Here is a 26,097-nt window from a genome sequence, read left to right as displayed (position 1 = left end):
AGGAGGGACCAGACCGCCGAGGCGAAAAGGAAGAAGGCCAGCGCCCGCACCAGTGTCGCCAGCATCGCAGCGTTGTGGCGCACATGGCGCAGGCCCATCGCCATTTCCGAAAGGATGGAGCCTGCCGGCTGTCGCAGAGGCCGCGGCTCCGGCCGCCACATCAACAGGGCGGCGATGATCACGAGGAAGCTTGCGGCATTGAGCGCGAAGGGCGCTGCGAGGCCGATGCCGGCGATCAGGACGCCGGCGAGGGCAGGGCCGATCGCCCGGCTGATATTGATACCCATGGAATTCAGCGCGATGGCGGGTTTCAGCGCTTCGCGCGGGACGAGCTGCGGCACGACCGCCTGCCAGGCCGGCGCCATGAAGGCAGCGCCCGTGCCGATGATGAGGGTGAAGACGATGAGCAGGAGCGGCGTCATCTCTCCCAGCCAGACTAGAAAGGCGAGACAGGCGACGACCAGGAAGAGGCCCGAATTGATCGCGATCAGCATGCGCCGCTTGTCGAGCCGGTCCGCCAAAGCACCTGCCAAGAGGCCGAACAGAAACACCGGCAGGGTGGTCGCGGCTTGCACCAGGGTCACGACGGCGGGGCTCGGATCGAGCGTGGTCATCAGCCATCCCGCCCCCACATCGTGCATCCATGTGCCGATGTTGGAAATCAGCGTGGCCGTCCACAACAGGGCGAAGGCGCGATGTCCGAAAGGCGCGAAAGCGCCGATGGTGCGCGCCTTGGCAAGCTTATCGTCCTGGTGGTGAGGTTCGGTCATGGCTTCTCTTCATGGCGCAACGCCCGGCGGGATCACCTCGGTGAGGGGCGGCGACGACTTTCGGAGGCGGCAGTGTTGGCGAGCGATCAGGCCGCCTGTTTCGGCGCAGCGCCCGGCGCCCCGAATAAGGGCACGGGCGACCAGTCGGGCAGGAAGGCGAGCGGCGCGGGCGCATGGGCCGCGAAGGCCGCCTTCGCGAAGACGATCTTGCCGCCGAGAAGGGTCAGATCGGCCTCGATATCGGCGATGTCGTCCTCGGGGATGGTGAAATAGTCGCGATCGAGGACGGCGAGATCGGCCATCTGGCCCGGCTTGATCTGGCCTTTGCGGCCGGTGTCGCGGCTGAACCAGGCCCCCTCCACTGTCCAGTGGCGAAGCGCGTCGTGCCGGCTGAGACGATTATCTTCCGCCCAGATCACGTCGCCGCCGCGGCCCTTGCCGGAGACGGCCCAGTGGATCGCCAGCCACGGATTGTAGGAGGAAACCCGCGTCGCATCGGTGCCGGCGGCCAGCGGCACGCCGGCGGCCATCATCTTCTTCACCGGCATGACATGGCGAAGCGCATCCGTGCCGTAGCGCGCCTCATAGGCGCTTGCCTGAAAGGCGATCCGGTTCTGATAGCTGATGCCGCCACCGAGCCGCGCGATCCAGTCCATGGTGGCGGGCGAGATGGTCTCGCCATGGTCGAAGATCCAGTTCAACTCGTCGAGGCCCTGATCCCGTCCGACGTCCTCGACCAGCTTGAGCAGGCGATGGGCGCTCTCCTCATAGGTGCAGTGGAAGCGGATCGGCCAGCGGTTCTGGAACAGGAACTCCAGTACCGGCCTCAGATCGCTTTCCATACGCGGGGCAAGCGTCGGGCGCGGATAGGAAAAATCCTCGAAATCGTAGGCCGAGGCCACCAGCATCTCGCCGGCACCGACGCATTTCAGAAAATCGTCCCCCGCATCCGGCTTCACCAGATCGTTCCAGCGCCGGAAATCGTCGAGCTCGAAGCCGGGACGCTGCGCGAAGAGCTGATAGCCGATGCGCACGGTCTGTTCGTCGCGCCGGTTGAGCGCGCTGATCACGCCGTAATCGTCGGGATAGTTGAGGAAGCCGCCGGCGCAATCGAGCGCCGAGGTGAGACCGAGGGCGTTGAGGGCGCGGAAATAGTGCTTGGTGGACAGAAGCTGCTGCTCGAAATCGAGCTTCGGCGCCACGTCGAGAAGCGCGTAAAGCGGCTGCGCATTGGGCCGCGCCAGCGCCAGTCCGGTCGGCTTGCCGTCATCGTCTCGCTCCAGACGGCCGGAAACGAAGGGCTCGTAATAATGGCTGTCGATCCCGAGCGCCCGCAGCGCCGCCTGGTTTAGCCATGCCCGGTCGTAAAGATGCAGCACATAGACGGGCACGTCCGGCGAGACGGCGTTGATCTCGTCGATCGTCGGCAGGCGGCGCTCGGCGAACTGATCGGCCGACCAGCCGCCAACGACGCGGATCCATTGTCCGGCGGGCGTGCGTTCGGCCTGCTCTTTGAGCATTCTGAGCCCGTCGGCCAGCGAGGGCACGCGATCCCAGCGCAGCTCCATAGCGAAATTGTTGCCCTGGCGGATGATATGGGTGTGGCTGTCAATCAGCCCGGGAATCACCCGCTGGCCGCGAAGATCGATCACCCGCGTCTCGGGACTTTGATAGGCCATGATGTCGGCATCCGGGCCAACTGCCTGAATCAGCCCGCCCGTCACGGCGATGGCCGCCGCTTCGGGGCGGGCCGGATCCATCGTCGTGACCTTGCCATTCATCAGGATCAGATCGGCGGTCGTCATGGGGCGCTCCTCAAGACGCGGCGGGCCGTGCGCGAGACGCGCGGCCGGACAAGGCTGTCGTTCCTGTTGGGGAAAAGGCACCGCCCGCTCGCCGCGCGGGCGGTGCGGGCCGGCCTCAGACCGCGCCCTGAGGGGCGAGCGTCTGGCCGTGATGATGGGTACGGCTTGCGCCCTTGTGGACCATGGTGAAGGCGTAATCGACGCCCATGCCATAGGCGCCGGAATGCTCCTGAACGAGCCCGATCACGGCGTCATAGGTCGTCTTGCGCGCCCAGTCGCGCTGCCACTCGAGAAGAACCTGCTGCCAGGTCACCGGGATCACGCCCGCCTGCACCATGCGATCCATGGCGTATTTATGCGCGTCTGCCGAGGTGCCCCCGGAGGCGTCGGCGACCATGTAGATCTCGTAATCGGTATCCGCCATGCAACTGAGAGCGAAGGTGAGGTTGCAGACCTCGGTCCACAGACCCGAGACGATGATCTTCTTGCGCCCCTCCGCCGCGCCTTTGGCGAGCGCGTCGCGGACTTTCTGGTCGTCCCAGGAATTCATCGAGCTGCGTTCCAGAAGCGGGGCGTCGGGGACAACGTCGAGGAGTTCGGGATAGGTGTGGCCCGAGAAGCTCTGTGTCTCGACCGTGGTGATGATGGTGGGAATGGCGAAGATCTTGCCCGCCTTGGCCAGCGCCACCGTGTTGTTCTTCAGGGTCTGGCGGTCGATCGACTGGACGCCGAACGCCATTTGCGGCTGGTGATCGATGAAGATCAACTGGCTGTTTTGCGGGGTCAGAACATCGAGCTTCGACATCGGTTGGCTCCGTGGGGGTCAAATGTCCGAGTGGGAGGGAGGGGGTGCTTTCGGGTCCGGCGCGCTGTGCCGGGATATGGCGAAGGATTTCAGATGCATGGCGCTCGCCACGACATCGCCATGACCGCGCAGCCATTGTACGGCCGCCTCGCCGGCGAGCATGCCCAGCAATCCGAGGAGTGCGATGATCGGCGGGGCAGGCGAGCGGACCTGAACGGCCCCGTAGATCACGCCGACGAGAATGCCGATGGCGAGCGAAACGAGATAGGGCGTCCAGCTCATGGGCTTGTCTCCGCGGCACAGGCTGCGGGACGCATTTCGGTGGCCGGAACGTCAGAGGGCGTCAGCCGATCGACCTGCCTTGGCATCGGGCTCTCCCGCGAGGACGATGATCGTTGCAGGTGAGAATAGGATGTTCGGTCGTTGTCTTTAATGATAGTTTTTCTTCATTCATTATTGCAATGAGAGCAATGGAAACGGCCATGAAGGAGATCAAGCCGATCCGCGTCTTTCTGGAGGTTGCTGCCCAACGGAGTTTCGCCGCGGCGGCCAAGTCGCTGCGCATGACGCCGGCCTCCGTCACCCGCGTCGTGGCCCGACTCGAACAGGATCTCGGTCAGCAATTGCTGCTTCGAACGACGCGTCAGGTCTCGCTGACCTCGGCGGGTGCCATCGTCGCGGCGCGCTATCGGCCGGTCGTCGAGGCGTTCGATCAGATCCGCCAAGAGTTGGAGCGTGACATGCAGCCGCATCGCGGCAGGCTTTCGATCAATGCGCCGATGTCCTTCGGCCTGCGGCTTCTGCCGGGCCTCGTAAGCAGCTTCAGGCGCTCCTATCCCGAGATCGATCTGGTCGTCCGGCTCACCGACAGGCTGGTCGATATCGTCGCCGAGGAGGGCGATCTGGCGATACGGATCTCGGAACCACCGCGCGACAAGTCCCCGATCTGGCGCAAGATCTGCGAAGTCCCGCGCCGGGTCGTCGCCGCGGAAAGCGTCTTCGATCATCATGCGCGGCCCAAAGACCCGGACGGGCTCGATCCGAGCCTGTGCCTCTCCTACGGCCCGGGAAGCGAATTGGAGACCTGGCGTTTTTCAAGGAACGGAATGAAGCGGACCCTCAAGACGCGTTCGGGGATCCATTCGAACAACGGGGATTTCCTGTATTCGATGGTCAAAGCCGGGGCCGGCTTCGCGGTACTCCCGGATTTCATCGTGGCGCGCGGGCTGAAGAGCGGGGAGGTTGAGGAAGTCCTTCCCGGTTGGTCTGCGCCGCCGCTCTGGCTGTCCCTCTACTATCCCCCCTATGAGGCGCTCCCACCCCTGGTCGCGACCTTCACCGATTTCTTCGAAGCCTTTTTAGCGGACAGGGAGGGCTTCGAGTTCTAGAGCATGATGTTGTCCGAAGCCCGGCGTTCCAGTCGCGCCATTGCGAAATCGGCAAAGCGTCTGGCGGCAGGGTTCTTTCTCCCCGAGAGCAAGGCCATCGAGACCATGAAGCGGTCCGTCCAGTAGCCCGGCAGGATCGGCACGAGCCTTCCCGCTTCGACTTCCCTTTCGCCCACGAATTCGGGAAGGGCGACTATGCCGAGCCCGTCGCGCGCGGCGTCCAGAAGCAGGCTCAGTTCGTTTGTCACGAGCCGCGTCGTCGGCGCGATCGTCATGGTCTGGCCCTTGTCCGACGTGAGCGATAGTCGCTGAGGAACACCGCTCGTCCCGCAACTGGACAGGAAGTCGACGCCTGAAAGGCAAGCCGCTGTCCTGGGAGGACCGTCTGCCCCGAACAGGGTCGGAGCCCCGAAGAGGCGCGCTTCCCGATGACCGAGCTGGGTAACCTCGCCGCCGATTTCGCGCATCGGGCCGGCCACGATCTGCACGTCGACATCCGAACCATCCGTCTCCGCCAGCCGGTTCTCCGAGCGAAGCTCGATCGAGACGTCCGGACATTCGCGCATGAAATCACGAATGACGTCCGTCAACGGACCCCGCGCGAAATATCGCGGCGCCGCGATGCGAATATGCCCCGAGGGGGGCAAGCTCGTCGCGCGGCGGCCGAGCGGCTCGAGGAGATGAATGGACTCCCGCGTCTGCTCATAGAGCCTCCGTCCCTCTGCGCTGAGAGCAATGCCGGAGCTCGAGCGCTGCAGGAGCATCACGTCGAGTTCCTCCTCCAGCCGGGCAAGATGCCGACTGATGGTCGATTTCGGCTGCTTCAGCCTTCGGGCGGCGACCGTGACGCTGCCCGCTTCGCAGACGCTCACGAAGGTTCTGATCAGATTGAGATCCATGGCGTTCCATTCATGGGACGGCGGTCCCGAATTTACTGCATTGTCCCATTCATGATGCACCTCATCTGAAGTGCAGTGAAGCAGAGATCATGGATAGGGCGATGCTCGAAGAGCGTTGCTGATGCTCGCCCCCGGTTGGAGACAGTCATGCGAAAAGCTCTTTCTACGCTCGCCGCAATGGTGCTCTTTCCCCTTGCGGCGAGCGCTGAGGACGCCGAGACGCGCATCGCGACGAACGGGATCGAGCTCAACGTCAAGACCTTCGGGCAATCCTCCGATCCGGCGGTGATCCTCATGCATGGATGGATGGGAACATCCCATTCGTGGCGGGCTCTCGCGCCGCAATTGGCGCAAGAACGTTTCGTCATCGTCCCCGACATGCGCGGGCATGGCATGTCGGACAAACCCGACGACGGCTATGACGCGGTCAATCTCGCGGCCGACATGCATGGGCTTCTGGATCATTTCGGCATCGAGACAGCCCATGTGGTGGGTCATGACATGGGGGCGCTCGTCAGCCTCGCCTTTGCGGGCACATATCCCGAGACGGCGCTCAGCATGACCTATCTGGACGAGCCGCTCGTGGGCTACAATCTCGACCAGTTCACCGTCTATCGCGAGGAGACTTACGGCGGCTACTGGCATTTCGGCTTCAACAGCGCGCCGGGGCTGATCGAAATCCTCGTCGCGGGCAAGGAGCAGGAATTCGTCGATTGGTTCCTGCCTTTGATGCACGCCCCGAACCCCGACGCCGTCACCGCTGAGGATCGCGCCGTCTATGCCGCCGGTCTGAAGACCGAGAACGGAATTTCGGGCTCGGTCGGCTGGTATCGCGCGACTTTCGAAACCGCTCGCCAGCTCCGCGCACTCGGCGATGCGGGGATCGACGTGCCGATGATGGCATGGGGCGGCGAATACGGCATTCCCATCACCCACAGTCAGTTCGAGATGATCACCGATGATGCGCGCGGCGGGGTCATTCCCGGGGCGGGGCACCTGCTTCCCGAGGAGGTTCCAGACTTCCTGGCAACGGAGCTCGAAGCCTTCTTTGACGAGCTGGAACGGGCGCAGTGATGAGAAATGCGTTGACGCGCATCGAGCCTTGGGCGGGAGGGCCTGTCCGGTTCGGTCGTGGTCAGGACCGATCAGCAACCCAGCAAAGGATATGCATGATGCGAGGACTGCTTCTTGCCGCCCTGTTCGCGCTGATACCGACCATGGCGTTCGCCGATGTACAAGCCGACATGGCCGTTCAGCGCGGACCGGCCGAACGCCTGACGCCCGACAACACCGTGCTCGTCTATGTCGACTACACGACCGGCCTCGATAATCTGATGAACACGATGCCTGGCGCAGTCTACAAGAACAACATCGAGGCCTTTGCGAAGTTCAACCCGCTCTTCAAGATGCCGACGGCGATCCTCGGCACCGAGAACGATTATTACGGCACCATGCTGCCCGAGATCACCGATCACGTGAGCTATGACGTCAGACGTTTTCCGCGCCACACCATGTCGGGATACACGGCCGAGATGGCCGAATGGCTGCGCGAGAGCGGACGGACGAATGTTCTCATCGGGGGCATTTCCATCGACAATTGCACGACGCACACGGCGCTCGATCTTCTGCATGCGGGATACAATGTCTATGTCGTCGTCGACGTCTCATCGACCAACAGCCGCCTGATCGAGGACGTCGCCATCACACGCGTCGTGCAGGAAGGCGCGACGCCGATCGGCTGGCTGGCGGCTTTGACCGAACTCGGCTGGTGGTGGGATGGCCCTTATGGCCAAGGCATTCGGGAGATCGTGGCGGAGCATTGGGCCGCCTCGACCGTTGGCCCGGTCGACGACACGACGCCGGGACAAGGCGGCCTTGAAACCTTCGCCGACTGAACCGCAGAAATTCACGACGCACAGGAAGCCTTCCGCGGAACGAGACAGAAGGCTTGGCCGCTCCGCTGCCGGAAGCACGCCGGCTCGCGGGGTGAGCCGAAATCGCACCGGGCAAGCGCTGCCGTTCTGCGAGAGGTTAAACTCTGCTGGTCGGCTGGCGAGCGAATTCGACCGGTTTAGCGCATCTCGTCGAAAAACGCGCTGAAATCAGCCTATAAAGCTTTAGCGCATGCTTGATATTGCGTTGCCCCTTTTTGATGCAGGGGATCGGGCGCTCCGGTCGCTTGTTTCCTATTCGCGCAGATGGGCGTGTTCCAAGGTCAGGCAGAGCAGGGACGACCAGCTTCAGCGCGATCCGCACGGTGCGTTTCGCTGGGGCAATGCTTGGCGGGAAACTCGGCAGAGCGAATTGACGGAGATCCGCGTGTTCAACCCGCAAGATGTTAAGGGATGAATGCGATCAGTCACCTGCAAGCTTTGAAGCATAGAGCTCGATCGCCTGGGTGAGCAGATGAACACAACGCCTCGCGTTGCCGCACTATCACTTGCAAATGGCCGAAAGAGACGGGCGATCAAAGTCGAAGGCCCGAGGCTCTGGGGATAGCTGGTGAAAGGATGAATGCATTGGGCGAGCAGGTCTTCTTGGGGGCTGGCGGCAGGGCGCTTGGGAACGAGGCTGATGGTGGCAACATGCCGGGCGTTGCCGGTGCCGGCGGCACGGAAGCGACCGGCGCGCGCGAAGTGGTGTTCATCGAGACGAACATCGCCGATTGGCAGACCCTGGCCGCCGGGGTGTCTCCGAGCGCCGAGATCGTGTTGCTCGACGCCGCCCGGGACGGGCTCACCCAAATGGCCGAATGGGCGAAAATCCATTCCGGCTATGAGGCGATCCACATTGTCAGCCATGGCAGCCAGGGTGCGCTGCAGCTTGGCAGCGTGACGCTGACCGATGCCGAACTGGCGGGGCGAGAGGCCGATCTCGCGACGCTCGGCCAGGCCCTGACGGCTGACGGCGACCTTCTGCTTTATGGTTGCGATGTGGCGGCGGGAGACAAGGGCATCGCCTTCATTCGTGATCTCGCGGCGGCGACCGGAGCGGATGTCGCGGCATCGGATGATTTGACCGGCGCGAAGGTTGCGGGCGGCGACTGGCTGCTCGAGGCCATTGTGGGAACCGTGTCTGACACGTTGATTTCGCGTGAGCTGCCTTCTGCTGGCTTTACGGGTACCTTGTCGCAGCCGAATATCACTTTTTCATTCAACGATGCTGACGGAACGGTATCCACAGGAAATGCCGACGATCGCAAAACCCTTTCACAGACGATCGACGGTATTACCGCCACGGTCTCTTCCAACGTCAACGATGTCCAGGCTGCAGACTATGGCGGTTTCGGTGGCTCAACCGATTTCGTTGCAACCAACTATGACGGCGACTCAAGTGCTGAAGTGACCACGCTAACGGTCACCTTCTCATCGGCCACCAACATCATATCCTTGATCGCTGGAACGGCCTATGGCGATACGGAGGCCAAAAAGGAATATTACGTTCTGACCCCGACCGGAGGGGAGAACTCGGCGGTCAGTTTCGCGATCGAGGATATCAACCAGGGCGCGGCAAAAGTCGATGTCAACTGGACCGGCGTGACAAGCTTCACGTTACAGCGCATAAAGCATCCCTCAGACTCCGCATACAACAACGCCGCTCTCGAGAGCGGCAATCAATTGGGCGCTGACCTTTTTATCGACAGCATCGTGACGTTCGCGCCCCCTTCCAACACCGCACCGGTTCTTGACCTGAACGGCGATGGTCAAGGAACCGCCAACACGGTGGCGCTTGCGACAGGCGCGAGCACGATCCTTGCCCCTTTGGCGACCGCATCGGATCCGGAGAACGATCTCTCCGGCACCAATGGCAACTGGAACAACGGGACGCTGACGGTCCAGCGCTTTACGCCTCTCGTCGGCGCCGATGCGAATGTCAACGATCTCTTCAGCTTCGCCAGTAGCGACCTTTTTTCCGTCGACGGCAGCGACTTGAAATCCGACGGAACGACTTTCGCCACGGTCGACAAGACGAACGGCGTCCTGACGATTTCCTTCAACGCCAATGCCACGACCTCGCTGGTTCAGGAGGTCATCCAGCATATCGCCTACGCCAACACCACGCCTTTGGGCGATGCGAATATTCGCTTCAGCCTTAATGACGGCACAACGGCGACGACCGCCGACGTAAAGGTCACCAGTTCGAATATTTATGTGACCCAAACGGGCGACGACGCAGAATTCGATGCTGCAGATGGTTTCTCCCTGCGCGAGGCGCTGGCTCGCGGCGCGGCTCAAGACACCCATGACATCATCTATCTTGACGCAATAGCGACGGGAACCACCCTTGCGCTGAACGTCGACGCACCGTCTTGGGGCGACGGCGACGAAATTCGCAATTTTTCCTCTGGCGCCAAGACGCTGACCATTGCGGGAGAATATGGCGGCGGTCTGACGCTCGCCGGCACAGCGACGATCACCGACTACGCCGATCAGACGATCACCATCAGCGCCCCGATCTCCGGCACCGGATCGTTGGTCAAGGAAGGTGCCGGCGCGTTGGTGTTGTCGGGCGCCAACACCTATACCGGCGGCACGACGCTGAATGCTGGCACGTTGACGCTGAATGGCGGCAGCGCGCTTGCCGACAGCGGCGCGGTGATGGTCGCGGGCGGTACGCTGGTTCTGGGCAACAACGAGACCATCGGCACGCTGGAAAGCTCCGGCGGCACGCTGACCCTGGCCGGCTACACGCTGACCGCTTCGGGGGGCAAGCTCGACGCTAGCGGGATGACGCGCAGCGCCAACGACACCGGGCTTCTGACCACCAGCAATACCAGCGGGACGGCGATCACCGGCACCAGCAGCGACGATGACATAAAAGGCTATATTGGCGCTGACACCCTCGCCGGCGGCGACGGCAACGACAGGATCACCGGCGGCAGCGGCGCCGATACGTTGATCGGCGGCAAGGGCGAAGACACTTTTATCTATGCATCTTACGAGTTGTCTGACAGTGCGAACAACACCTTCATTGACACCATTGATGGTGGCGAAGGTACTGACACTCTGTTGCTAAGCTTCATCGCACCGAACGGTTTCATCTTCGGGTCGAACATCGACTGGTCCAGCCGGATCAGTGGAATAGAGCGGATCGCCCTAAGTTCCACCTCGTCCCCGGTGTCGTTGTCGTTCAATGCCAAAGCCTATGCGCAGGGTTTGCGAACCATTGATCTGTCTAAAGATACATTATCTATCATAGAGAGTAACTCCGTAGATCTTGACGAAATCACCGGCGGCGGCATGACCGTCATCGGCAGCGCCGGCGTCGATAATATCAAAGGCGGTGCGGGCGACGACACCATTGCCGGCGGCGCTGGCGCAGACACCCTTACCGGCGGCGCGGGCGACGACGTCTTCGCCGGCAGCGTCTCGGATTTGAACGGCGATACCATCACCGATCTGGAAGCCGGCGACGCCATACAGCTTACCGGCATCACGTCGCTCACGGCCGCGAACATTCGTGTCACTGGCACCGGTTCCGACACAAAGATCGAGATCGATACCGACGCCACCGACTTCACCACGCCCGAAGTGACGCTCAACGCACCGAACCTTGCCGACGCCATTTTTGCAGTGACGTCCACGAATGGCGGCGCGGACACGTTGATCACATTGGATGCACCGCCGAAGGTGACGGGCGTGACGTCCTCCACCGCCAATGGCGCCTATAAGGTCGGCGACGACATCTCGATCCAGGTCCAGTTCTCCAAAGTCGTCAATGTGAGCGGCACGCCGAATCTCAAGCTCGAAACCGGGACGACAGACCGGGTGGTCGATTATGTCAGCGGTTCGGGAACCGACACGCTGACCTTCGTCTACAAAGTCCAAGACGGTGATACGAGCTCGGATCTGGATTATCTTGGCACGGCCGCGCTCGTGCTCAATGGCGGTTCCATTCAGGACGCCGGCGGCTTGAACGCAAATCTGACGCTCGCAATACCCGGCAGCACGACCTCCCTCGGCGCCAACAAGGCGATCGCGATCGACACCACGGCGCCGACGACGACGATCGCGGCGGCGAGTTTTTCGGCCGATACCGGTTCGTCCGATAAGGACTTCGTCACCCAGACGGCCAATCAGACGATCAGCGGCACGCTCTCGGCCAATCTGGCGAGCGGAGAAAAGGTCCAGGTCTCGCTTGACGACGGCAAGACATGGGCCACCGCCGCATGTGATATCGCCCAGAAAAACTGGTCGCTCGTCGGCCAGACGCTGATCGGTTCCGGCACGCTGAAGGTGAAGGTCTCCGACACCGCCGGAAACGACGCAACCGTCTACAGCCATGCCTATGCGCTCGACACCACGACGCCCACCATGTCGGCCATGAAGGTCGATGGGAAAACCCTGACGATCACCCTCGCCGATAGCGGGGGCTTGGATAGCGGCGCGCCTGCAGCGAAGGTCTTCTCCGTGAAGGTCGGGGACAAGCCCGCTATTATCGATACGGTGGCTATCGATGCCTTGACCAAGATCGCGACCCTGACCCTTGCCTCCCCGGTCTCCGCCGGGCAGAAGGTGACTGTCAGTTATACCGATCTGACGAGCGCCGACGACGCGAACGGCGTGATCCAGGATCTTGCGGGCAACGACCTCGCAAGTTTCGTCGACAAGGTGGTGACAAACACCACCCAGGCGCCGAGCTCCGGCGGCGGGGGTACCGGCGACACGAAGACCGATACGGTCGATGGCGTGTCCGTTCAGACCGAAACGAAGACCGGCGCGAATGGCGGAACCGTCACCACGACGACTATTCCGACCGTCAAGGCGGATCGGCAGGAATCGGTCGGCGGCAATGCTCTTGCCGATATCCCGCTGGTGAAAACGGGCGAGACGCCGCTGATCAGCGTCAAGGTGCCGACCGGCGTCGGCATGACGGCGTCCGGCACGGGCGCTGCGCAAACGGTGGCGACCGGCCTCGACGGGCTGATCGCTCAGATCAAGGCCCACACCGCCGAGGGCTCCGACGTCCAGACGGCGCTGACGGGGGGCGGAAAGGGCTTTCTGAGTGCCTTGCCGGCAGACAAGCCGCTGGCGGTCCTGACCATCACCCCGACGATCGCCGAAGGCGCCGATCCGAATGTTCCGCTGGTCATCAGCGGTCCGGGAGACGGCGATGCCACGACGGCGACCGCGATCGTGATCGATAGCTCGAACCTGCCCGCCGGAACCGTTCTGGAGCTCAACGACATCAGCTTCGCGGCCGTGGTCGGCAATGTCTCTCTGACCGGTGGCGCCGGCGCCCAGATCATCTTCGCCGACGACGGGGCGCAGAGGATCGTGCTCGGCGCGGACGACGACGAACTGCATGGCGGCGGCGGTGACGACATCGTCGGCTCCGAGGGCGGTGACGACCGGCTGTTCGGCGAGGGGGGCAACGACACCATGTTCGGCGGCGAGGGCGCCGATCTGATCCATGGCGGCCGCGACCATGACACGGTCACCTATGAGGGCCAGGCCGCCGGTTACGAGATCACCCGGGATCATGCCGTGGTGACGGTGCGCTCCCTGTCCGATCCGACCGATGTCGACACTTTGGTCAATGTCGAGACGATCACCTTCGCCGACAAGACGATCGAGCTGTCTTATGAGGACGATCTCTCCCTGGTGGCAGGGCTCTATCAGCAACTCTTCGGCCGCCAGGGCGATCTCGCCGGCGTCCAGTTCTGGACCAAGCGCCTGGCCGATGGCGGCAGCGCTGGAGACGTCATGCTCGACGTTTTCGCCTCAGAGGAGGCACAAGCCCAGGGCTTCACCCATTTCGGGCCGAATGGCGAGGCGAGCCTGGAGCTTCTCTACGAGGTGCTGTTCGATCGGAATTCGGACAGGGCGGGCTTCGACTTCTGGCAGCAGGCGCTCGACGAGGGCATGAGCCTCAAGGACATCGCCGACCGGTTCGCCCATTCGCTCGAAATGAAGACCGATCACAGCCTCGGGGCCGAAGCCTGGCAGTTCCTGATCTGAAGCGAACTGCGATCCATAAGGATCGGCGGTCCGCTCCCAAATCGCCGGACGAGTATCGGCCCATTTCGTCGATTCTCGTTCGGCCCTCCGCTCATACGAATTTCGCTTGATCGCTTCGCGATACGGATCTTTAAAGCGCTCAAGCGCCGCTCGCGCTATACCAAAGCCTATAGTTGGCGACATGAGGCGGCATAGTCCGCAGTTTACGGAAAGACGAGACGCTCTTCTCCGAGTTTCTCGCTCGTGGTTCGTATCAGACGTTTCGCCCGTGTTTTCCTCTTTGCATGGGCCGGCACGCCTCGTCGCCGCATCGACCTGCGAGACGAAGGACATGTTTGTCATGATACGGCTCCCTGAAAACTCGCATCGAGCATAGCCAGAGCCGCGGATGGGCCGAAGCAACGCTTCGTCATCAGCCTATTCCGATTTAAAGTATCCTCCTCCCCACGGTCAGCCGATGAAGCGTGCCCGAGTGGCGCATGCTCGTTCTCTCCATCACCTCGTCATCGCGCGATCCGCGTGCTCAGTATGATGGAGGATAGGGTGCGCTCGACGCCCTCGATCGCACCGATCTCGTCGATTCGCCGGTCGAGCTCGGTGATCGAAGGCGAGGCGACCATGGCGATGAGATCGAAGGCACCGCTGATCGAGTGCAATTCGGTAACCGCCTCGATCCGCCCGATCGCCTCGGTCACCTTCTCGAGCGCCTTGGGCGCGAGGGTGATGAGTATCTGCGCCCGTACGAGGCTGGATGCATAGGCGTCGGACAGGCGCACGCCATAGCCGACGATCACCCCGATCCGCTCGAGCCGTTCCAACCGCGCCTGAGCGGTGCTGCGCGACACGCCCAGGCGCTTGGCGAGAGCGGCGACGGGGAGCCGCGCATCCTCGCTCAACACGGCAAGCAGTTCCCGATCCTTGACCGTCAGTTCCATAAAACCGTCACTTTGTCTAATTGCCTCGTTGATTTGCTAAATCAAACTCACTGATCTGATCGAAAAGACGCTACGATCCGAAAAGTCTGCCTTTATACTGCCTTCATGTGATCAAAACAGCTGGAGAATGGCATGAAGAGCGTCGTGGTGATTGGAGCCGGTAAGATCGGTGGTGCGATCGCGCTGATGCTGGCGGCGACGGGCGACTGGCGCGTAAGCGTCGCGGACCGTAGCGCCGAGCAACTCGCCAAACTGGACAAGCATCCGGCGATCGACACGCTGGCGCTCGACATCCTCAATCAGGACGCGGTCGTCGAGGCTTTGCGTGGCCACTTCGCGGTGCTTTCGGCCGCTCCCTTCCATCTGACGGGCCGGATAGCTGAGGCTGCGCGATTGGCCGGCGTCCACTATCTCGACCTGACCGAAGATGTTGCGACCACGCGCATCGTGGAGGCCTTGGCTGAAGGGGCCGAGAGCACCTTCATTCCCCAATGCGGCCTTGCGCCCGGCTTCATTTCGATCGTCGCTAATGATCTCGCGGCCCGCTTCGACACCCTCGATTCGGTGCGCATGCGTGTCGGCGCGCTGCCGCAATATCCGTCCAACGCTCTCAACTACAATCTCACCTGGAGCACGGACGGGCTCATCAACGAATATATCGAGCCCTGTGAGGCGATCGTGGAAGGACGCCTCATCACGGTGCCTGCGATGGAAGAGCGCGAAGAATTCTCGCTCGACGGCGTGACTTATGAGGCGTTCAACACATCCGGCGGCCTGGGAACCTTCGCCAAGACGCTGGAGGGCCGGGTGCGGACGATGAACTACCGCACGATCCGTTATCCAGGTCACCAGGCGATCATCAAGGCATTGCTGAACGACTTCAACCTTAAGAACCGGCGCGACGTCTTGAAGGACCTCTTCGAGCATGCGCTGCCAACGACGATGCAGGACGTCGTGGTCGTGTTCGTCACCGTTTGCGGCTGGCGAGACGGACGCTATCTGCAGGATACATATGCCAATAAAATATATGCCGGGGTCGTTGCTGGTCGGCTGATGAGCGCGATCCAGATCACGACCGCGGCGGGCGTTACCGGAGTCCTCGACCTTCTGGCCGAAGGGCGGCTTCCACAGCGAGGCTTTGTGCGGCAGGAAGAAATCGCCCTGTCGGATTTTCTCGCCAATCGCTTCGGCCGATACTATGATCCGAGCGCGTCGCAAGTTGGTCTGACAGGCTGAAAGAGTTAAAGGGGCGGCCCATTCGCCTGCCGTCACGCCCCTGAAATGCACTCGATCGCCTCGCTCTCGCGAACGTCCGGGTCGCCTGAGCACGGCAAGAGTCTCGAGACGGCGCCAGGAAACGATCGCGCTGAAGGCGATCTCACCGCCTGGAAAAACAGATCGCTGGCTGCCATCGGGTCGGATGGCGGCACATCGTCTCCATCGCGGGGACCGACTAGACTTCCTCTGGAAGTGGATGAATGCCGCCCGCCCAGCCCTAGAAAACAGCCCGCCGCGAGCGCACGGCTCGGGCATTTACGAGGCAAGCGGCCTGAAGCTGACTTGGGAGAGGAGCCAGGCGCGAAAGGCGTCGGCGATGGCGCCGCGTCCTTCGGGGGTGACGATGTAATAGGCCTGTTCGGTCGAATGGGGGGAATCGAGCACGACCTTGAGCGCCCCGGACGCCAATTCGGCTTCGATGAGATAGCGCGGCAGGAGGGCATAGCCGAGCCCGGCCTTGGCCGCCTCGATCGTCAGGGAGAACTGATCGAACCAGTGCCCGTTTCGGGGACTTGGAATGTCCAGGCCCATGGCCGTGAACCAGTCGGACCAGAGGGTCGGGCGCTCGCTCACATGCACTTTCGGCGCATCCTGAAGATCTTCCGGCTTGTCGAGCCGCCCCTTCGACAGGGCGCCGCCGGCGACGGGAAGCACGATCTCGCTGCATAGATAGGTGCAGGTCGCGCCCGGCCAGTTGGGCTGTCCGTAATGGATGGCGAGATCGCATTGAACTTTGGAAAAATCGAAGATGTCCCGCCGCGTGGTCAGGTCGAAGGTCGTTCCTGGATGGTCCGAGACATATTTCGGCAGACGCGGCAGGAGCCAGCGGACGGCGAAGGTCGGAAGCGCGTTGATGGCAAGGAGTTGCGTGCCGGGCGCCGTCGCCCGCGCATGGCGCATCGTCGTCTCTGCCATGCTCAAGAGACGCTCGATCTCCTTCAAGAACCGTTCGCCTTCCCGCGTGACGACGACCTTGCCCGGAACACGGTCGAAAAGCTCGATGCCGATCTGCGCTTCGAGCTCGCGGACCTGACGGCTGACCGCGCTCTGGGTCAGGGCGAGCTCGTCGGCGGCACGGGTGAAATTGCCGTGGCGCGCCGCGGCCTCGAAGGTTTGCAGCATCCGCATGTCCGGCAGATTGCGGCGTTCGAGCATGGTGGTTCCTGTCCTCCCCGTCGGAAAGTCTCTTCTAGCAGTATCGTCAAGACGTGTCGCGGCGGGTTGCCATGCGCACCGGGAATGGGGGTAGTCCGATCCGTCGCTGGCTCGAAGGCGCGGATGGTCGTTAGGCTCGCCCCGACCTTGAACAGCCAGCGATCCCGTTTCGATGACCCATGCTCAGCTTTCGCCCGATAGCATCCGCGCCCGCTTCGCCCGCGCCATGTCGACGATGTATCGCACCGAGGTTCCGGCCTATGGAACGCTGACAAACCTCGTCGAGGCGGTGAACGCGGAGACGCTCGCCGCTGATCCGGCTAAGAAGGAGCGGCTGGCGGCGACGGACGAACTCGATCGCATCAATGAGGAGCGCCACGGCGCCATCCGGCTCGGCACGGCGGCCGAGCTCGCCACCATGCGCCGGCTCTTTGCCGTGATGGGCATGGTTCCGGTCGGCTATTACGATCTGTCGGTCGCCGGCGTGCCGGTCCATTCCACCGCCTTCCGCCCGGTCGATCCCGCCTCCCTTTCCGCCAATCCGTTCCGGGTCTTCACCTCGCTTCTCAGGCTCGACCTCATCGAGGATGAAGCGCTTCGCGCCGAGGCAACCAAGGTGCTGGACGCCCGGCAGATCTTCACGCCCGGCTGCCTCGCACTCATCGAAAAGGCCGAGCAAGCCGGCGGTCTCGACGAGGCCGATGCAGAGGCCTTCGTCAACGAGGCGCTCGAAACCTTCCGCTGGCACGAAGAGGCCAATGTCACCGCCGCCCTCTATCGCCGCCTGCACGACGCGCACCGGCTCGTGGCCGACGTGGTTGCCTTCAAGGGCCCGCACATCAACCATCTAACGCCCCGCACCCTCGATATCGATACGGTTCAGGACCGGATGCCCGAAGAAGGGATCACGCCCAAGGCCGTGGTCGAGGGGCCGCCCTCGCGGCGCGTTCCGATCCTGTTGCGCCAGACCTCGTTCAAGGCGCTGGAAGAGCCGGTCGCTTTTCTGGAAGACGGGGACTCGCAAGGCCGCCACACTGCCCGCTTCGGCGAGATCGAACAGCGGGGCCTCGCACTGACGCCAAAGGGCCAGGCGCTCTATGACCGGCTTCTGAGTGAGACGCGCGCCCGCGTGACGCCCGCCGCCGACGGCTCCAATGCAAGCGAATACAACGCTGCGCTTGCGCAAGTCTTCGCCGAATTCCCCGACGATCTCGAGACGCTCAGGACCGAGGGGCTCGGCTATTTCCGCTATGCCCCGACGGGCCGGGCGGGCGACATCGACCTTGGCGGCAGTGCCGCCGATCTCGTCGCGGCGGGCGTGCTGCGGGCCGATCCGATCACCTATGAGGATTTCCTGCCCGTCTCGGCGGCGGGGATCTTCCAGTCCAATCTCGGCGACGGCGCGGCGAAATCCTATTCGGCCAATCCGAACCGCGAACGCTTCGAGGCCGATCTCGGGGCGCCCGTCACCGATCTTCACCAGCTTTACGCCGAGGCCGAAGCCGCCTCGCTCGCCCGCGCACGCGCCGAACTCTCGCGCCGCGCGGCCTGAACGAAATTCACGAAAAGGACCCGATCATGTCGACGAATTCTCTCGCGAGCACGACCCGCGCCACCATGGAAGCCTGCGGCGTCACCGCGTCCCTCGACGCAGGAAGCCTGACGGTCGTCTCTCCGCTCACCGGCGAAGCGGTGGCGAGCCTCGCCACCCATTCGGCCGATGACGCAAAGGCGATGATCCGCACCGCAAAGCAAGCCTTCCGCCAATGGCGTCTGGTGCCCGCGCCGCGCCGGGGCGAGCTCGTTCGCCTGTTCGGCGAGGAGCTGCGCAAGTCGAAGGAAGACCTCGGCCGGATGGTCTCGATCGAGGCCGGCAAGTCGCCCTCGGAAGGTCTCGGCGAAGTGCAGGAGATGATCGACATCTGCGATTTCGCGGTCGGCCTCTCGCGCCAGCTCTACGGCCTCACCATCGCTACCGAGCGTCCGGGCCACCGGATGATGGAAACCTGGCATCCGCTGGGTGTCGTCGGCATCATCACCGCCTTCAACTTCCCCTGCGCGCCCTGGGCCTGGAACTCGGCCCTTGCGCTCGTCTGCGGCGATCCGGTGATCTGGAAGCCGTCCGAGAAAACCCCGCTCACCGCCCTCGCCTGTCAGGCCGTGCTGGAGCGCGCCCTCGCCCGCTTCGGCGAGGATGCGCCCGAGGGTCTCAGCCAAGTGCTGGTCGGCGGGCCGGAACTCGGCGAAGCGCTGGTGACGAGCGAGGCGGTCGCGCTGATCTCGGCCACAGGCTCCACAAGGATGGGCCGCATCGTCGGGCCGAAGGTCGCGGAACGTTTCGGCCGCTCGATCCTCGAACTCGGCGGCAACAATGCCGGCATCGTCTGCCCCTCGGCCGATCTCGACATGACGCTGCGCGCCGTCGCCTTCGGCGCCATGGGCACCGCCGGCCAGCGCTGCACCACGACGCGCCGCCTCTTCGTCCATGAAAGCATCTACGACCAGATCGTGCCCGCTTTGAAGAAGGCCTATGCCTCGGTCAGCGTCGGCAATCCGCTGGAAACGAACGCGCTGGTCGGACCACTCATCGACAAGGCCGCCTTTGACGGCATGGTCGAGGCGCTTAACGAGGCGAAGGAAGCGGGCGGCACGGTTCATGGCGGCGAGCGGCAGGATGTGGGGCCGGATACGGCCTATTATGTGAAGCCCGCCATCGTCGAAATGCCGTCCCAGACCGGCCCGGTGACCCGCGAGACCTTCGCGCCGATCCTCTATGTGATGAAATATTCGGACTTCGACGAGGCGATCGAACAGCACAATGATGTGGGCGGCGGTCTCTCCTCCTCGATCTTCACGACCGATCTGCGCGAAATGGAGACCTTCCTGTCGGCGCGCGGCTCCGATTGCGGCATCGCCAATGTGAATATCGGCACGTCCGGCGCCGAGATCGGCGGCGCTTTCGGCGGCGAGAAGGAGACCGGCGGCGGCCGCGAGAGCGGATCGGACGCCTGGCGCGCCTATATGCGCCGCGCGACCAACACCATCAACTATTCGCGCGAACTGCCCCTTGCCCAGGGCGTCAGCTTCGATATCGGCTGAAGCGAGAAGGGGTGAGGCGTGGGCTTCGTCCGGCGCCTTACCAAGGCTCATCGTGATCGGGCGGCCGACAGGTCGCCCGATCCTCTCAAGACATGGCATTGATTATCGCTAGGGGAGGACGGCATGACAGCATCGCAAGCGTTCAGACGATCAGCGCGCATCGCCTCCCTGGAGATTTCCGAGATCGTCCAGATCACCGAGCGGGCGGCTTCGCTCCGGGCGGAGGGCGCCGACATCGTCGCACTGTCGACGGGCGAACCCGATTTCCCGACGCCGCCCCATGTGGTCGAAGCCGCCCATCAGGCGGCGCTCGCGGGCCGCACGAAATATCCCGCGACCCTCGGAACGCCCGAACTGCGCGACCTCATCGCCAGCCAGAATGGTGTCGGCCGGGCGAATGTCATCGTCTCGACCGGCGCCAAGCAGGTGCTCGCCAATGCGATGCTCGCAAGCCTCGATCCCGGCGACGAAGTGGTCATGCCGGCGCCCTACTGGACGAGCTATTCCGACATCGTGGCGCTGGCCGGCGGTAATCCCGTCGTCGTTCCCTGCACCATGGAGGCGGGCTTTCGCATCACGCCCGAACGGCTGGACGCCGCGATTACCCCGCGCACGCGCTGGGTGATGCTCAACTCGCCCTCCAACCCCACCGGGGCGATCTATTCGCGCGACGAGCTGCGCGCGCTGGCGGGCGTTCTTAAGCGCCATCCCCATGTGATGGTGCTGGTCGACGAGATCTACGATCATTTGAGCTTCACCGATTTCGCGTCGATGCGCGAGGTCGTGCCCGAGCTGTCCGATCGCATGCTGATCGTCAACGGCGTCTCCAAAGCCTATGCGATGACCGGCTGGCGCATCGGCTGGGGCATCGGCCCGACCGACATGATTGCCGCCCTCGGTGCGGTGCAGGGTCAGATCACCTCCGGCGCCTCCTCGATCTCCCAGGCGGCGGCCGTCGCGGCGCTCTCGGGTCCGCAGGAGCTTCTCGCCGAACGTCTCGCCATCCTGCGGGATCGCCGCGATCTCGTCGTCTCGCGGCTGAACGCCATGCCGGGCATCACCTGCCCGGTGCCGGATGGCGCCTTCTACGTGTTTCCCGACGTGACCGGCGCGATGGCCGCCAAGGGCCTTGCGACCTGCGCGGAATTCTGTACGTCGCTGCTCGAGACGCAAGGCCTCGCGCTGGTGCCGGGCCGGGCCTTCGGGCTTCCCGGCCATTTGCGGCTGTCCTTCGCCTATTCGCAGGCCAATCTCGAAGCGGGGCTTGATCGGCTGGAACGGTTCCTGTCGCGTCCGCCTGAGCCGGCAGGCGAGGAGAGCCCGGTCGCGGAGTCCTGTTCATGAGCGCCACGAAGAACCTCTGGACCGATTCCTGCCGCGAGCGTGTGGAGAGCCGGCCTCTCGCCGCCGATACGCAAGCCGATCTCGTTGTGATCGGCGCCGGGTTCACGGGCAGTTCCGCCTCGCTCGAAGCCTCGCGGCGCGGGGCCTCCGTGGTTCTCCTGGAGGCTGAAACCGTCTCCTATGGCGGGTCGGGCCGCAATGTCGGCCTCGTCAATGCCGGCCTCTGGCTGCCGCCGGAGGATGTCATCTCGGCCATGGGCGAGGCGGCGGGGAGCCGCCTTCTGTCGGCGCTCGGCGAAGGGCCGCGCACCGTCTTCGAGCGGATCGAGACTTACGGCATCGATTGCGAGGCGACGCGGGGCGGCACGCTTCATCTCGCCCATTCCCCCGCCGGTTTTGCGGAACTTGAAAAACGCTGCCGGCAGGGCAACCGGATCGGCGCGCCGCTTCGGCTCATCGATGCCGCCGAAACCGCCAAGCGAACGGGGAGCCAAGCCTTTCACGGCGCGCTTCTCGATCCGCGCGCCGGGACCATCCAGCCCCGCGCCTATGCCACCGGGCTTGCCCGCGCGGCCGTCGAGGCGGGTACGCGGCTCCATGTCGCCTCGCCGGTGACCCGCATCGAGCGCGGCGATGGCGTCTGGATCGTCCATGCCAACGGCCACAGGGTGACGGCGAAGGCGCTGCTTCTGGCAACCAATGCCTATCATCGCGAGCTCATGGGGATCGAGACCCCGCACTATGTGAAGGTCGGCTACAGCCAGTTCGCCACAGAACCGCTCAGTCCCGCGATGCGTGAACGCGTTCTTGCCGGCGGCGAGGGATGCTGGGACACGGCGCTGGTCATGTCCTCCTTCCGGCTCGACAAGGCAGGCCGGATGATCATCGGCGGGGTCGGCAATGCGGCGGGGCTTGGCGCCCCGATCCACGCAAACTGGGCGCGCCGCAAACTGCGGAGCATCTTTCCAGAGTTCGGCGACCTCAGCTTCGACTTTGCGTGGCAGGGCTTCATTGCCATGACCAGCGACCACATTCCCAAACTCATCGAATTCGGCCCCTCGGCCTATGCCGCCTTCGGCTATTCCGGGCGCGGCATCGCGCCGGGAACCGTCATCGGCACCACCGCCGCGGAGGCGTTGCTTGAGAACCGGCCCGAGGCCATCCCGCTCCCCGTCCAGACCCGTCATTCAGAGCGCTTCCGCAGCCTTCGCGGCGCCTGGTACGAACTCGGAGCGACCGTGAACCACGGTCTTCCGACGCGGCTTTTCAGCGGGCGCTGACCTTTCGGGCTCGCTGCCAACTTCGCGTCTGCGGAAGGCTCACCTGGGGATTCTGCGCCCTTCACACATCGTCTCGCCGACGGATCATACCGGAGGAGCCAGTTGGAGCGCCGAGAGCGCCGGGCGATAGATCAGGATCGCTCGGCGCTTTTTAATTCCTCGATAACGCGCCGGGTTGATCGAAAAACCGGTACCCACTTTTTCGCCCCGGCGCTCTCGGCGCGCCAAGCGCTATTCCGTTTGCTTCGGGCGGAGGCTACAAAGAGCCAGGATGCCGGGACCTCTACCCCGCCGATCGACGAGGGATATGTGATGATCTATGCCCGTTTGACAGCCGCTGCGCTCGCCTTGACAGCGCTGACGACGCTCCCCGCAGCGGCCGAATATAAGCTGACCATCCTCCACACCAACGACATCCACTCCCGCATCGAACCGATCAACAAATATGATTCGACCTGCGGGGAAGAGGATCTAGCGGAGAACGCCTGTTTCGGCGGATCGGCCCGGCTTCTGACCGCCATCGAAACCGCGCGCGAAGCGGCCGAGAACCCGATCCTTCTCGATGGCGGCGATCAGTTCCAGGGCTCGCTGTTCTACAGCTATTACAAGGGCAAGGCGGCGGCCGAGATGATGAACACCATGGGCTATGAGGCCATGGCGGTCGGCAATCACGAATTCGACGATGGCCCGGAGGTGCTGGCGAACTTCGCCAAGGCGGTGGACGTTCCCCTGCTCCTCGCCAATGCCGATCTGTCCGGCGAGGCCCAGCTGGCCGATGGTGTCGAAGCCACCACAATCATCGAAAAGAAGGGCGAGAAGATCGGCATTATCGGCCTGACGCCCGAGGACAATGCCGAACTCTCCAGCCCCGGCAAGGCCATCACATTCACCGACCCGGTCGAGGCGACCCGCCGCGAGGTGAAGGCGCTTGAAGATCAGGGCGTCGACAAGATCATCGTCCTCAGCCATTCCGGCTACACGGTGGATCAGCGCATCGCCAGGGAAGTCGCCGGCATCGACGTGATCGTCGGCGGGCACTCGCACACGCTTTTGTCGAACACCGACGATAAGGCCGAAGGCCCATACCCGACCTTGGTGAAGGGCCCCGACGGCCATGAGGTGCCGATCGTTCAGGTCTATGCCTATGGCAAATATCTCGGCAAACTGGACGTCACCTTCGACGACGACGGCAATGTCACCGCCGCCAGCGGCGAGCCGATCCTGCTGGACGGCTCGATCGCCGAGGACCCGACGCTGAAGTCGCGGGTGGCCGAGCTTGGCAAGCCGCTCGAGGAGATCCGCAGGAAGGTCGTCGCCGCCAGCGCCGCGCCGATCGACGGATCGCGCGAGACCTGCCGGGCCGGCGAATGCGAGATGGGCAATCTCGTCGCCGACGCCATGCTCGACCGGGTCAAGGATCAAGGCACCGAAATCGCCATCGTCAATGGCGGCGGCCTGCGCGCCTCGATCGATCAGGGCGATGTCACCATGGGCGAAGTGCTGACGGTCCTGCCCTTCCAGAATACGCTTTCGACCTTCAAGCTGAAGGGCTCCGACGTGAAGGCGGCGCTGGAAAACGGTGTCAGCCAGGTCGAGGAGGGCGCTGGGCGCTTTCCGCAGGTGGCAGGGCTGAAATACACTTGGTCGAAAACGGCCGAGCCGGGCAGCCGGATCGGTGACGTGATGGTCGACGAGAAGGGCGAATTCGTGCCACTCGACCCGGACAAGACCTATCTCGTCGTCTCCAACAACTACATGCGCTCGGGCGGCGACGGCTATTCCGTTTTTGCCGAAAACGGCACGGACGCCTATGATTACGGCCCGGCGCTCGAAGATGTCGTCGCCGACTATCTCGCCAAGGACAGCGCGCCCTATCAGCCCTATACGGACGGGCGCATCACCGAGGCGAACTGAGGTCCGACCAAGGATTGGCGTGGGGCGGACGTGTCACGGCCGTTGGCCGCTCGCCCCCGTCGGCGCCCCTTTTAGGCGCCACCCAATTCACACATCGCGGGGGCGCCTCGAGGCGTCCTCTTGAGCGTATCGAAGGCGGCACTTCTGCTCGCGGTGAAGAAGCCCAAGCGTCCATCTCCGGCTCTTGATCCTCCTTCGAGCGAAAGGATCACGAACTGCCGAGGGTTCGCTTTTGACCTTGAAGCCCCGCAGACACAGCGATCATCGGTGGAATGACGCGTGAAATCTAATAGGCGATCCGGGCCACCGCCCGCAGTTCCTCGGCGGTTGTCGTGCGAAAGCCGAAGAATTCGAGATAGGCCGGGATCTGCTCGAAGAGCATGTCCGTGCCGACCTGGAAGGCGCATCCGCGTTCACGGACGGCGGCCAGGAACGGTGTGATCTCCTGCTTCATCACCACCTCGCCGACAAAGGTCGAAGGCGCGATGCGGGTGACGTCCATCGGCAAGGGATCGCCCTCGGCCATGCCGAGCGGCGTCGCATTCACCACCACGTCGAAACCGTCCGGGTCCTTCGAGCCGGCGGATACGGTCAATGCGGGATAGTGCTGGCTGAGCCGGTCCGCGAAGGCGTCCATCGTGGATTGGTGGTTGTCGAAGACGGCCAGCTCGCCCACCCCGGCCGCGGCGAGCGAGGCGGCGATCGCCGAGCCGACGCCGCCAGACCCCACCACAAGAACCCGGGCACCCGTCAGCACCGCCCCCTTTCGCAGAGCGCCCCGCACGAAGCCCTCGCCGTCGAACTGATCGCCGACCAGTTGCCCGTCGGAGCCGAGACGGACGGCATTGCATGAGCCGGCGACGCGCGCCGTGGTGCTGGCCTCGTCCAAGAGCGCCATGGTCGTGACCTTGTGCGGCATCGTCACCAGCGCGCCATGGATATTGGAGAGGCGGAAGGTCAGTCGCAGGAAGTCCGGATAGTCCTCCGCCTTACAGCCCATCGGCACGACGACCGCATCGATGCCGTGCTTCTCGAAATAGGGATTGTAGATCATCGGGGCCCGAAAGGACTCGGTCGGATAGCCGAGATGGGCGATGAGGCGGGTTTTGCCTGAGATCACTAGAGGTGGTCCTTCTCTTTCCTTGGCCGCCCTGGCCAAAGCCGCGAAGGGCGCGGCATTCGGCGAAGGCAAGCTCGAACGGCTGGGGTGTCGCGTGGCGGCTTCAGGCAGCTTCAAGTGCCCCGGCCAGCCGGCAAAGCGCTGTCCGGCGTTGGGCGATCGCGCCCTTGTCGGCAGCGCTCATGCGAAGGGCCCTCGCCGGGGTGTCCGGGTCCGCTTGCGCTGCCGGCCTGGCGCGGCGGGTGATCTGACAACGCATTCTTCGTCCTCCCGATGGGGTTCGCCCGTCCTCGCTTCCCATGGCGCGGCCGATCCCTCTTTGCCCCTGTTAGGACGGATCGGCC

The 26,097-nt window shown here is 63.6% G+C and carries 18 protein-coding genes; 10 read left to right on the top strand and 8 right to left on the bottom strand.

What is annotated here, in order from left to right; all coding sequences use genetic code 11:
• The 4 genes from B9A15_RS20555 to B9A15_RS20540 form a co-directional block, all read right to left on the bottom strand.
• The coding region (locus tag B9A15_RS20555; protein WP_139798519.1) for an MFS transporter at positions 1-770 on the bottom strand (770 nt) is incomplete at its 3' end.
• 86 nt (positions 771-856) lie between these two features.
• Positions 857-2,575, bottom strand: coding sequence for an amidohydrolase (locus tag B9A15_RS20550; protein WP_139798518.1), 1,719 nt, complete (start codon positions 2,573-2,575; stop codon positions 857-859).
• 115 nt (positions 2,576-2,690) lie between these two features.
• Positions 2,691-3,380, bottom strand: a complete 690-nt coding sequence (locus B9A15_RS20545) for a hydrolase (protein ID WP_084412545.1) — start codon at positions 3,378-3,380, stop codon at positions 2,691-2,693.
• Between the two features lie 18 nt (positions 3,381-3,398).
• Positions 3,399-3,662, bottom strand: coding sequence for a DUF1427 family protein (locus B9A15_RS20540; protein ID WP_084412543.1), 264 nt, complete (start codon positions 3,660-3,662; stop codon positions 3,399-3,401).
• 200 nt (positions 3,663-3,862) lie between these two features.
• Here B9A15_RS20540 and B9A15_RS20535 point away from each other — a divergent pair, with 200 nt between their 5' ends.
• Positions 3,863-4,768 carry a LysR family transcriptional regulator gene (locus B9A15_RS20535; RefSeq protein WP_084412559.1) on the top strand — a complete coding sequence of 302 codons (906 nt, stop codon included), beginning with the start codon at positions 3,863-3,865 and terminating at the stop codon, positions 4,766-4,768.
• On the opposite strand, the gene B9A15_RS20530 is transcribed toward B9A15_RS20535, so the two are convergent.
• Positions 4,765-5,667 carry a LysR family transcriptional regulator gene (locus B9A15_RS20530; protein ID WP_084412541.1) on the bottom strand — a complete coding sequence of 301 codons (903 nt, stop codon included), beginning with the start codon at positions 5,665-5,667 and terminating at the stop codon, positions 4,765-4,767. The two genes, B9A15_RS20535 and B9A15_RS20530, sit on opposite strands and share 4 nt — an antisense overlap.
• Positions 5,668-5,814: 147 nt before the next feature.
• Here B9A15_RS20530 and B9A15_RS20525 point away from each other — a divergent pair, with 147 nt between their 5' ends.
• The 3 genes from B9A15_RS20525 (at position 5,815) to B9A15_RS20510 (ending at position 13,628) form a co-directional block, all read left to right on the top strand.
• Positions 5,815-6,741 (top strand): alpha/beta fold hydrolase, encoded by a 927-nt coding sequence (locus B9A15_RS20525; RefSeq protein WP_084412539.1) that lies wholly within the window; start codon positions 5,815-5,817, stop codon positions 6,739-6,741.
• Positions 6,742-6,836: 95 nt separating this feature from the next.
• Positions 6,837-7,562, top strand: coding sequence for an isochorismatase family protein (locus tag B9A15_RS20520; RefSeq protein WP_170923388.1), 726 nt, complete (start codon positions 6,837-6,839; stop codon positions 7,560-7,562).
• A gap of 624 nt (positions 7,563-8,186) precedes the next feature.
• The gene (locus B9A15_RS20510; RefSeq protein WP_170923387.1) at positions 8,187-13,628 is read left to right on the top strand and encodes a DUF4347 domain-containing protein; all 5,442 of its coding nucleotides are present in this window, start codon (positions 8,187-8,189) and stop codon (positions 13,626-13,628) included.
• Between the two features lie 503 nt (positions 13,629-14,131).
• Here B9A15_RS20510 and B9A15_RS20505 read toward each other — a convergent pair.
• The gene (locus B9A15_RS20505) at positions 14,132-14,563 is read right to left on the bottom strand and encodes an Lrp/AsnC family transcriptional regulator (RefSeq protein WP_084412531.1); all 432 of its coding nucleotides are present in this window, start codon (positions 14,561-14,563) and stop codon (positions 14,132-14,134) included.
• A gap of 132 nt (positions 14,564-14,695) precedes the next feature.
• On the opposite strand from B9A15_RS20505, the gene B9A15_RS20500 reads away from it, so the two are divergent.
• The gene (locus B9A15_RS20500) at positions 14,696-15,799 is read left to right on the top strand and encodes a saccharopine dehydrogenase family protein (RefSeq protein WP_084412529.1); all 1,104 of its coding nucleotides are present in this window, start codon (positions 14,696-14,698) and stop codon (positions 15,797-15,799) included.
• A gap of 297 nt (positions 15,800-16,096) precedes the next feature.
• On the opposite strand, the gene B9A15_RS20495 is transcribed toward B9A15_RS20500, so the two are convergent.
• Positions 16,097-16,996: a LysR family transcriptional regulator gene (locus B9A15_RS20495; RefSeq protein ID WP_084412527.1), complete on the bottom strand. Its 900-nt coding sequence runs from the start codon at positions 16,994-16,996 to the stop codon at positions 16,097-16,099.
• A gap of 172 nt (positions 16,997-17,168) precedes the next feature.
• Here B9A15_RS20495 and hglS point away from each other — a divergent pair, with 172 nt between their 5' ends.
• The 5 genes from hglS (at position 17,169) to B9A15_RS20470 (ending at position 24,633) form a co-directional block, all read left to right on the top strand.
• A complete protein-coding gene (gene hglS / locus B9A15_RS20490; RefSeq protein ID WP_084412526.1) occupies positions 17,169-18,548 on the top strand; it encodes a 2-oxoadipate dioxygenase/decarboxylase HglS in 1,380 nt (459 codons plus the stop codon).
• Positions 18,549-18,613: 65 nt separating this feature from the next.
• Positions 18,614-20,095, top strand: a complete 1,482-nt coding sequence (gene amaB / locus B9A15_RS20485) for an L-piperidine-6-carboxylate dehydrogenase (RefSeq protein ID WP_244557055.1) — start codon at positions 18,614-18,616, stop codon at positions 20,093-20,095.
• Between the two features lie 123 nt (positions 20,096-20,218).
• Positions 20,219-21,439 carry a pyridoxal phosphate-dependent aminotransferase gene (locus tag B9A15_RS20480; protein WP_084412522.1) on the top strand — a complete coding sequence of 407 codons (1,221 nt, stop codon included), beginning with the start codon at positions 20,219-20,221 and terminating at the stop codon, positions 21,437-21,439.
• A complete protein-coding gene (locus tag B9A15_RS20475) occupies positions 21,436-22,719 on the top strand; it encodes an NAD(P)/FAD-dependent oxidoreductase (RefSeq protein WP_084412520.1) in 1,284 nt (427 codons plus the stop codon). The genes B9A15_RS20480 and B9A15_RS20475 overlap by 4 nt, the downstream gene beginning before the upstream one ends.
• Positions 22,720-23,031: 312 nt before the next feature.
• On the top strand, positions 23,032-24,633 hold the full coding sequence (locus B9A15_RS20470; protein ID WP_139798517.1) for a bifunctional metallophosphatase/5'-nucleotidase: 1,602 nt from the start codon (positions 23,032-23,034) through the stop codon (positions 24,631-24,633).
• Between the two features lie 286 nt (positions 24,634-24,919).
• On the opposite strand, the gene B9A15_RS20465 is transcribed toward B9A15_RS20470, so the two are convergent.
• Complete coding sequence (locus B9A15_RS20465) at positions 24,920-25,753, bottom strand: shikimate dehydrogenase family protein (protein WP_084412518.1); 834 nt, start codon at positions 25,751-25,753, stop codon at positions 24,920-24,922.
• Between the last annotated feature and the right edge of the window lie 344 nt (positions 25,754-26,097).

Source organism: Fulvimarina manganoxydans, from assembly GCF_900176465.1.
Classification (GTDB): Bacteria; Pseudomonadota; Alphaproteobacteria; order Rhizobiales; family Rhizobiaceae; genus Fulvimarina; species Fulvimarina manganoxydans.
This window is presented reverse-complemented; position numbering and strand designations above follow the sequence as displayed.

Coding starts and splice junctions, on each gene's coding strand:
- B9A15_RS20550 (WP_139798518.1), bottom strand. CDS start 2,575: ATGACGACCGCCGATCTGATCCTGATGAATGGCAAGGTCACGACGATG.
- B9A15_RS20545 (WP_084412545.1), bottom strand. CDS start 3,380: ATGTCGAAGCTCGATGTTCTGACCCCGCAAAACAGCCAGTTGATCTTC.
- B9A15_RS20540 (WP_084412543.1), bottom strand. CDS start 3,662: ATGAGCTGGACGCCCTATCTCGTTTCGCTCGCCATCGGCATTCTCGTC.
- B9A15_RS20535 (WP_084412559.1), top strand. CDS start 3,863: ATGAAGGAGATCAAGCCGATCCGCGTCTTTCTGGAGGTTGCTGCCCAA.
- B9A15_RS20530 (WP_084412541.1), bottom strand. CDS start 5,667: ATGGATCTCAATCTGATCAGAACCTTCGTGAGCGTCTGCGAAGCGGGC.
- B9A15_RS20525 (WP_084412539.1), top strand. CDS start 5,815: ATGCGAAAAGCTCTTTCTACGCTCGCCGCAATGGTGCTCTTTCCCCTT.
- B9A15_RS20520 (WP_170923388.1), top strand. CDS start 6,837: ATGATGCGAGGACTGCTTCTTGCCGCCCTGTTCGCGCTGATACCGACC.
- B9A15_RS20505 (WP_084412531.1), bottom strand. CDS start 14,563: ATGGAACTGACGGTCAAGGATCGGGAACTGCTTGCCGTGTTGAGCGAG.
- B9A15_RS20500 (WP_084412529.1), top strand. CDS start 14,696: ATGAAGAGCGTCGTGGTGATTGGAGCCGGTAAGATCGGTGGTGCGATC.
- B9A15_RS20495 (WP_084412527.1), bottom strand. CDS start 16,996: ATGCTCGAACGCCGCAATCTGCCGGACATGCGGATGCTGCAAACCTTC.
- hglS (WP_084412526.1), top strand. CDS start 17,169: ATGACCCATGCTCAGCTTTCGCCCGATAGCATCCGCGCCCGCTTCGCC.
- amaB (WP_244557055.1), top strand. CDS start 18,614: ATGGAAGCCTGCGGCGTCACCGCGTCCCTCGACGCAGGAAGCCTGACG.
- B9A15_RS20480 (WP_084412522.1), top strand. CDS start 20,219: ATGACAGCATCGCAAGCGTTCAGACGATCAGCGCGCATCGCCTCCCTG.
- B9A15_RS20475 (WP_084412520.1), top strand. CDS start 21,436: ATGAGCGCCACGAAGAACCTCTGGACCGATTCCTGCCGCGAGCGTGTG.
- B9A15_RS20470 (WP_139798517.1), top strand. CDS start 23,032: ATGATCTATGCCCGTTTGACAGCCGCTGCGCTCGCCTTGACAGCGCTG.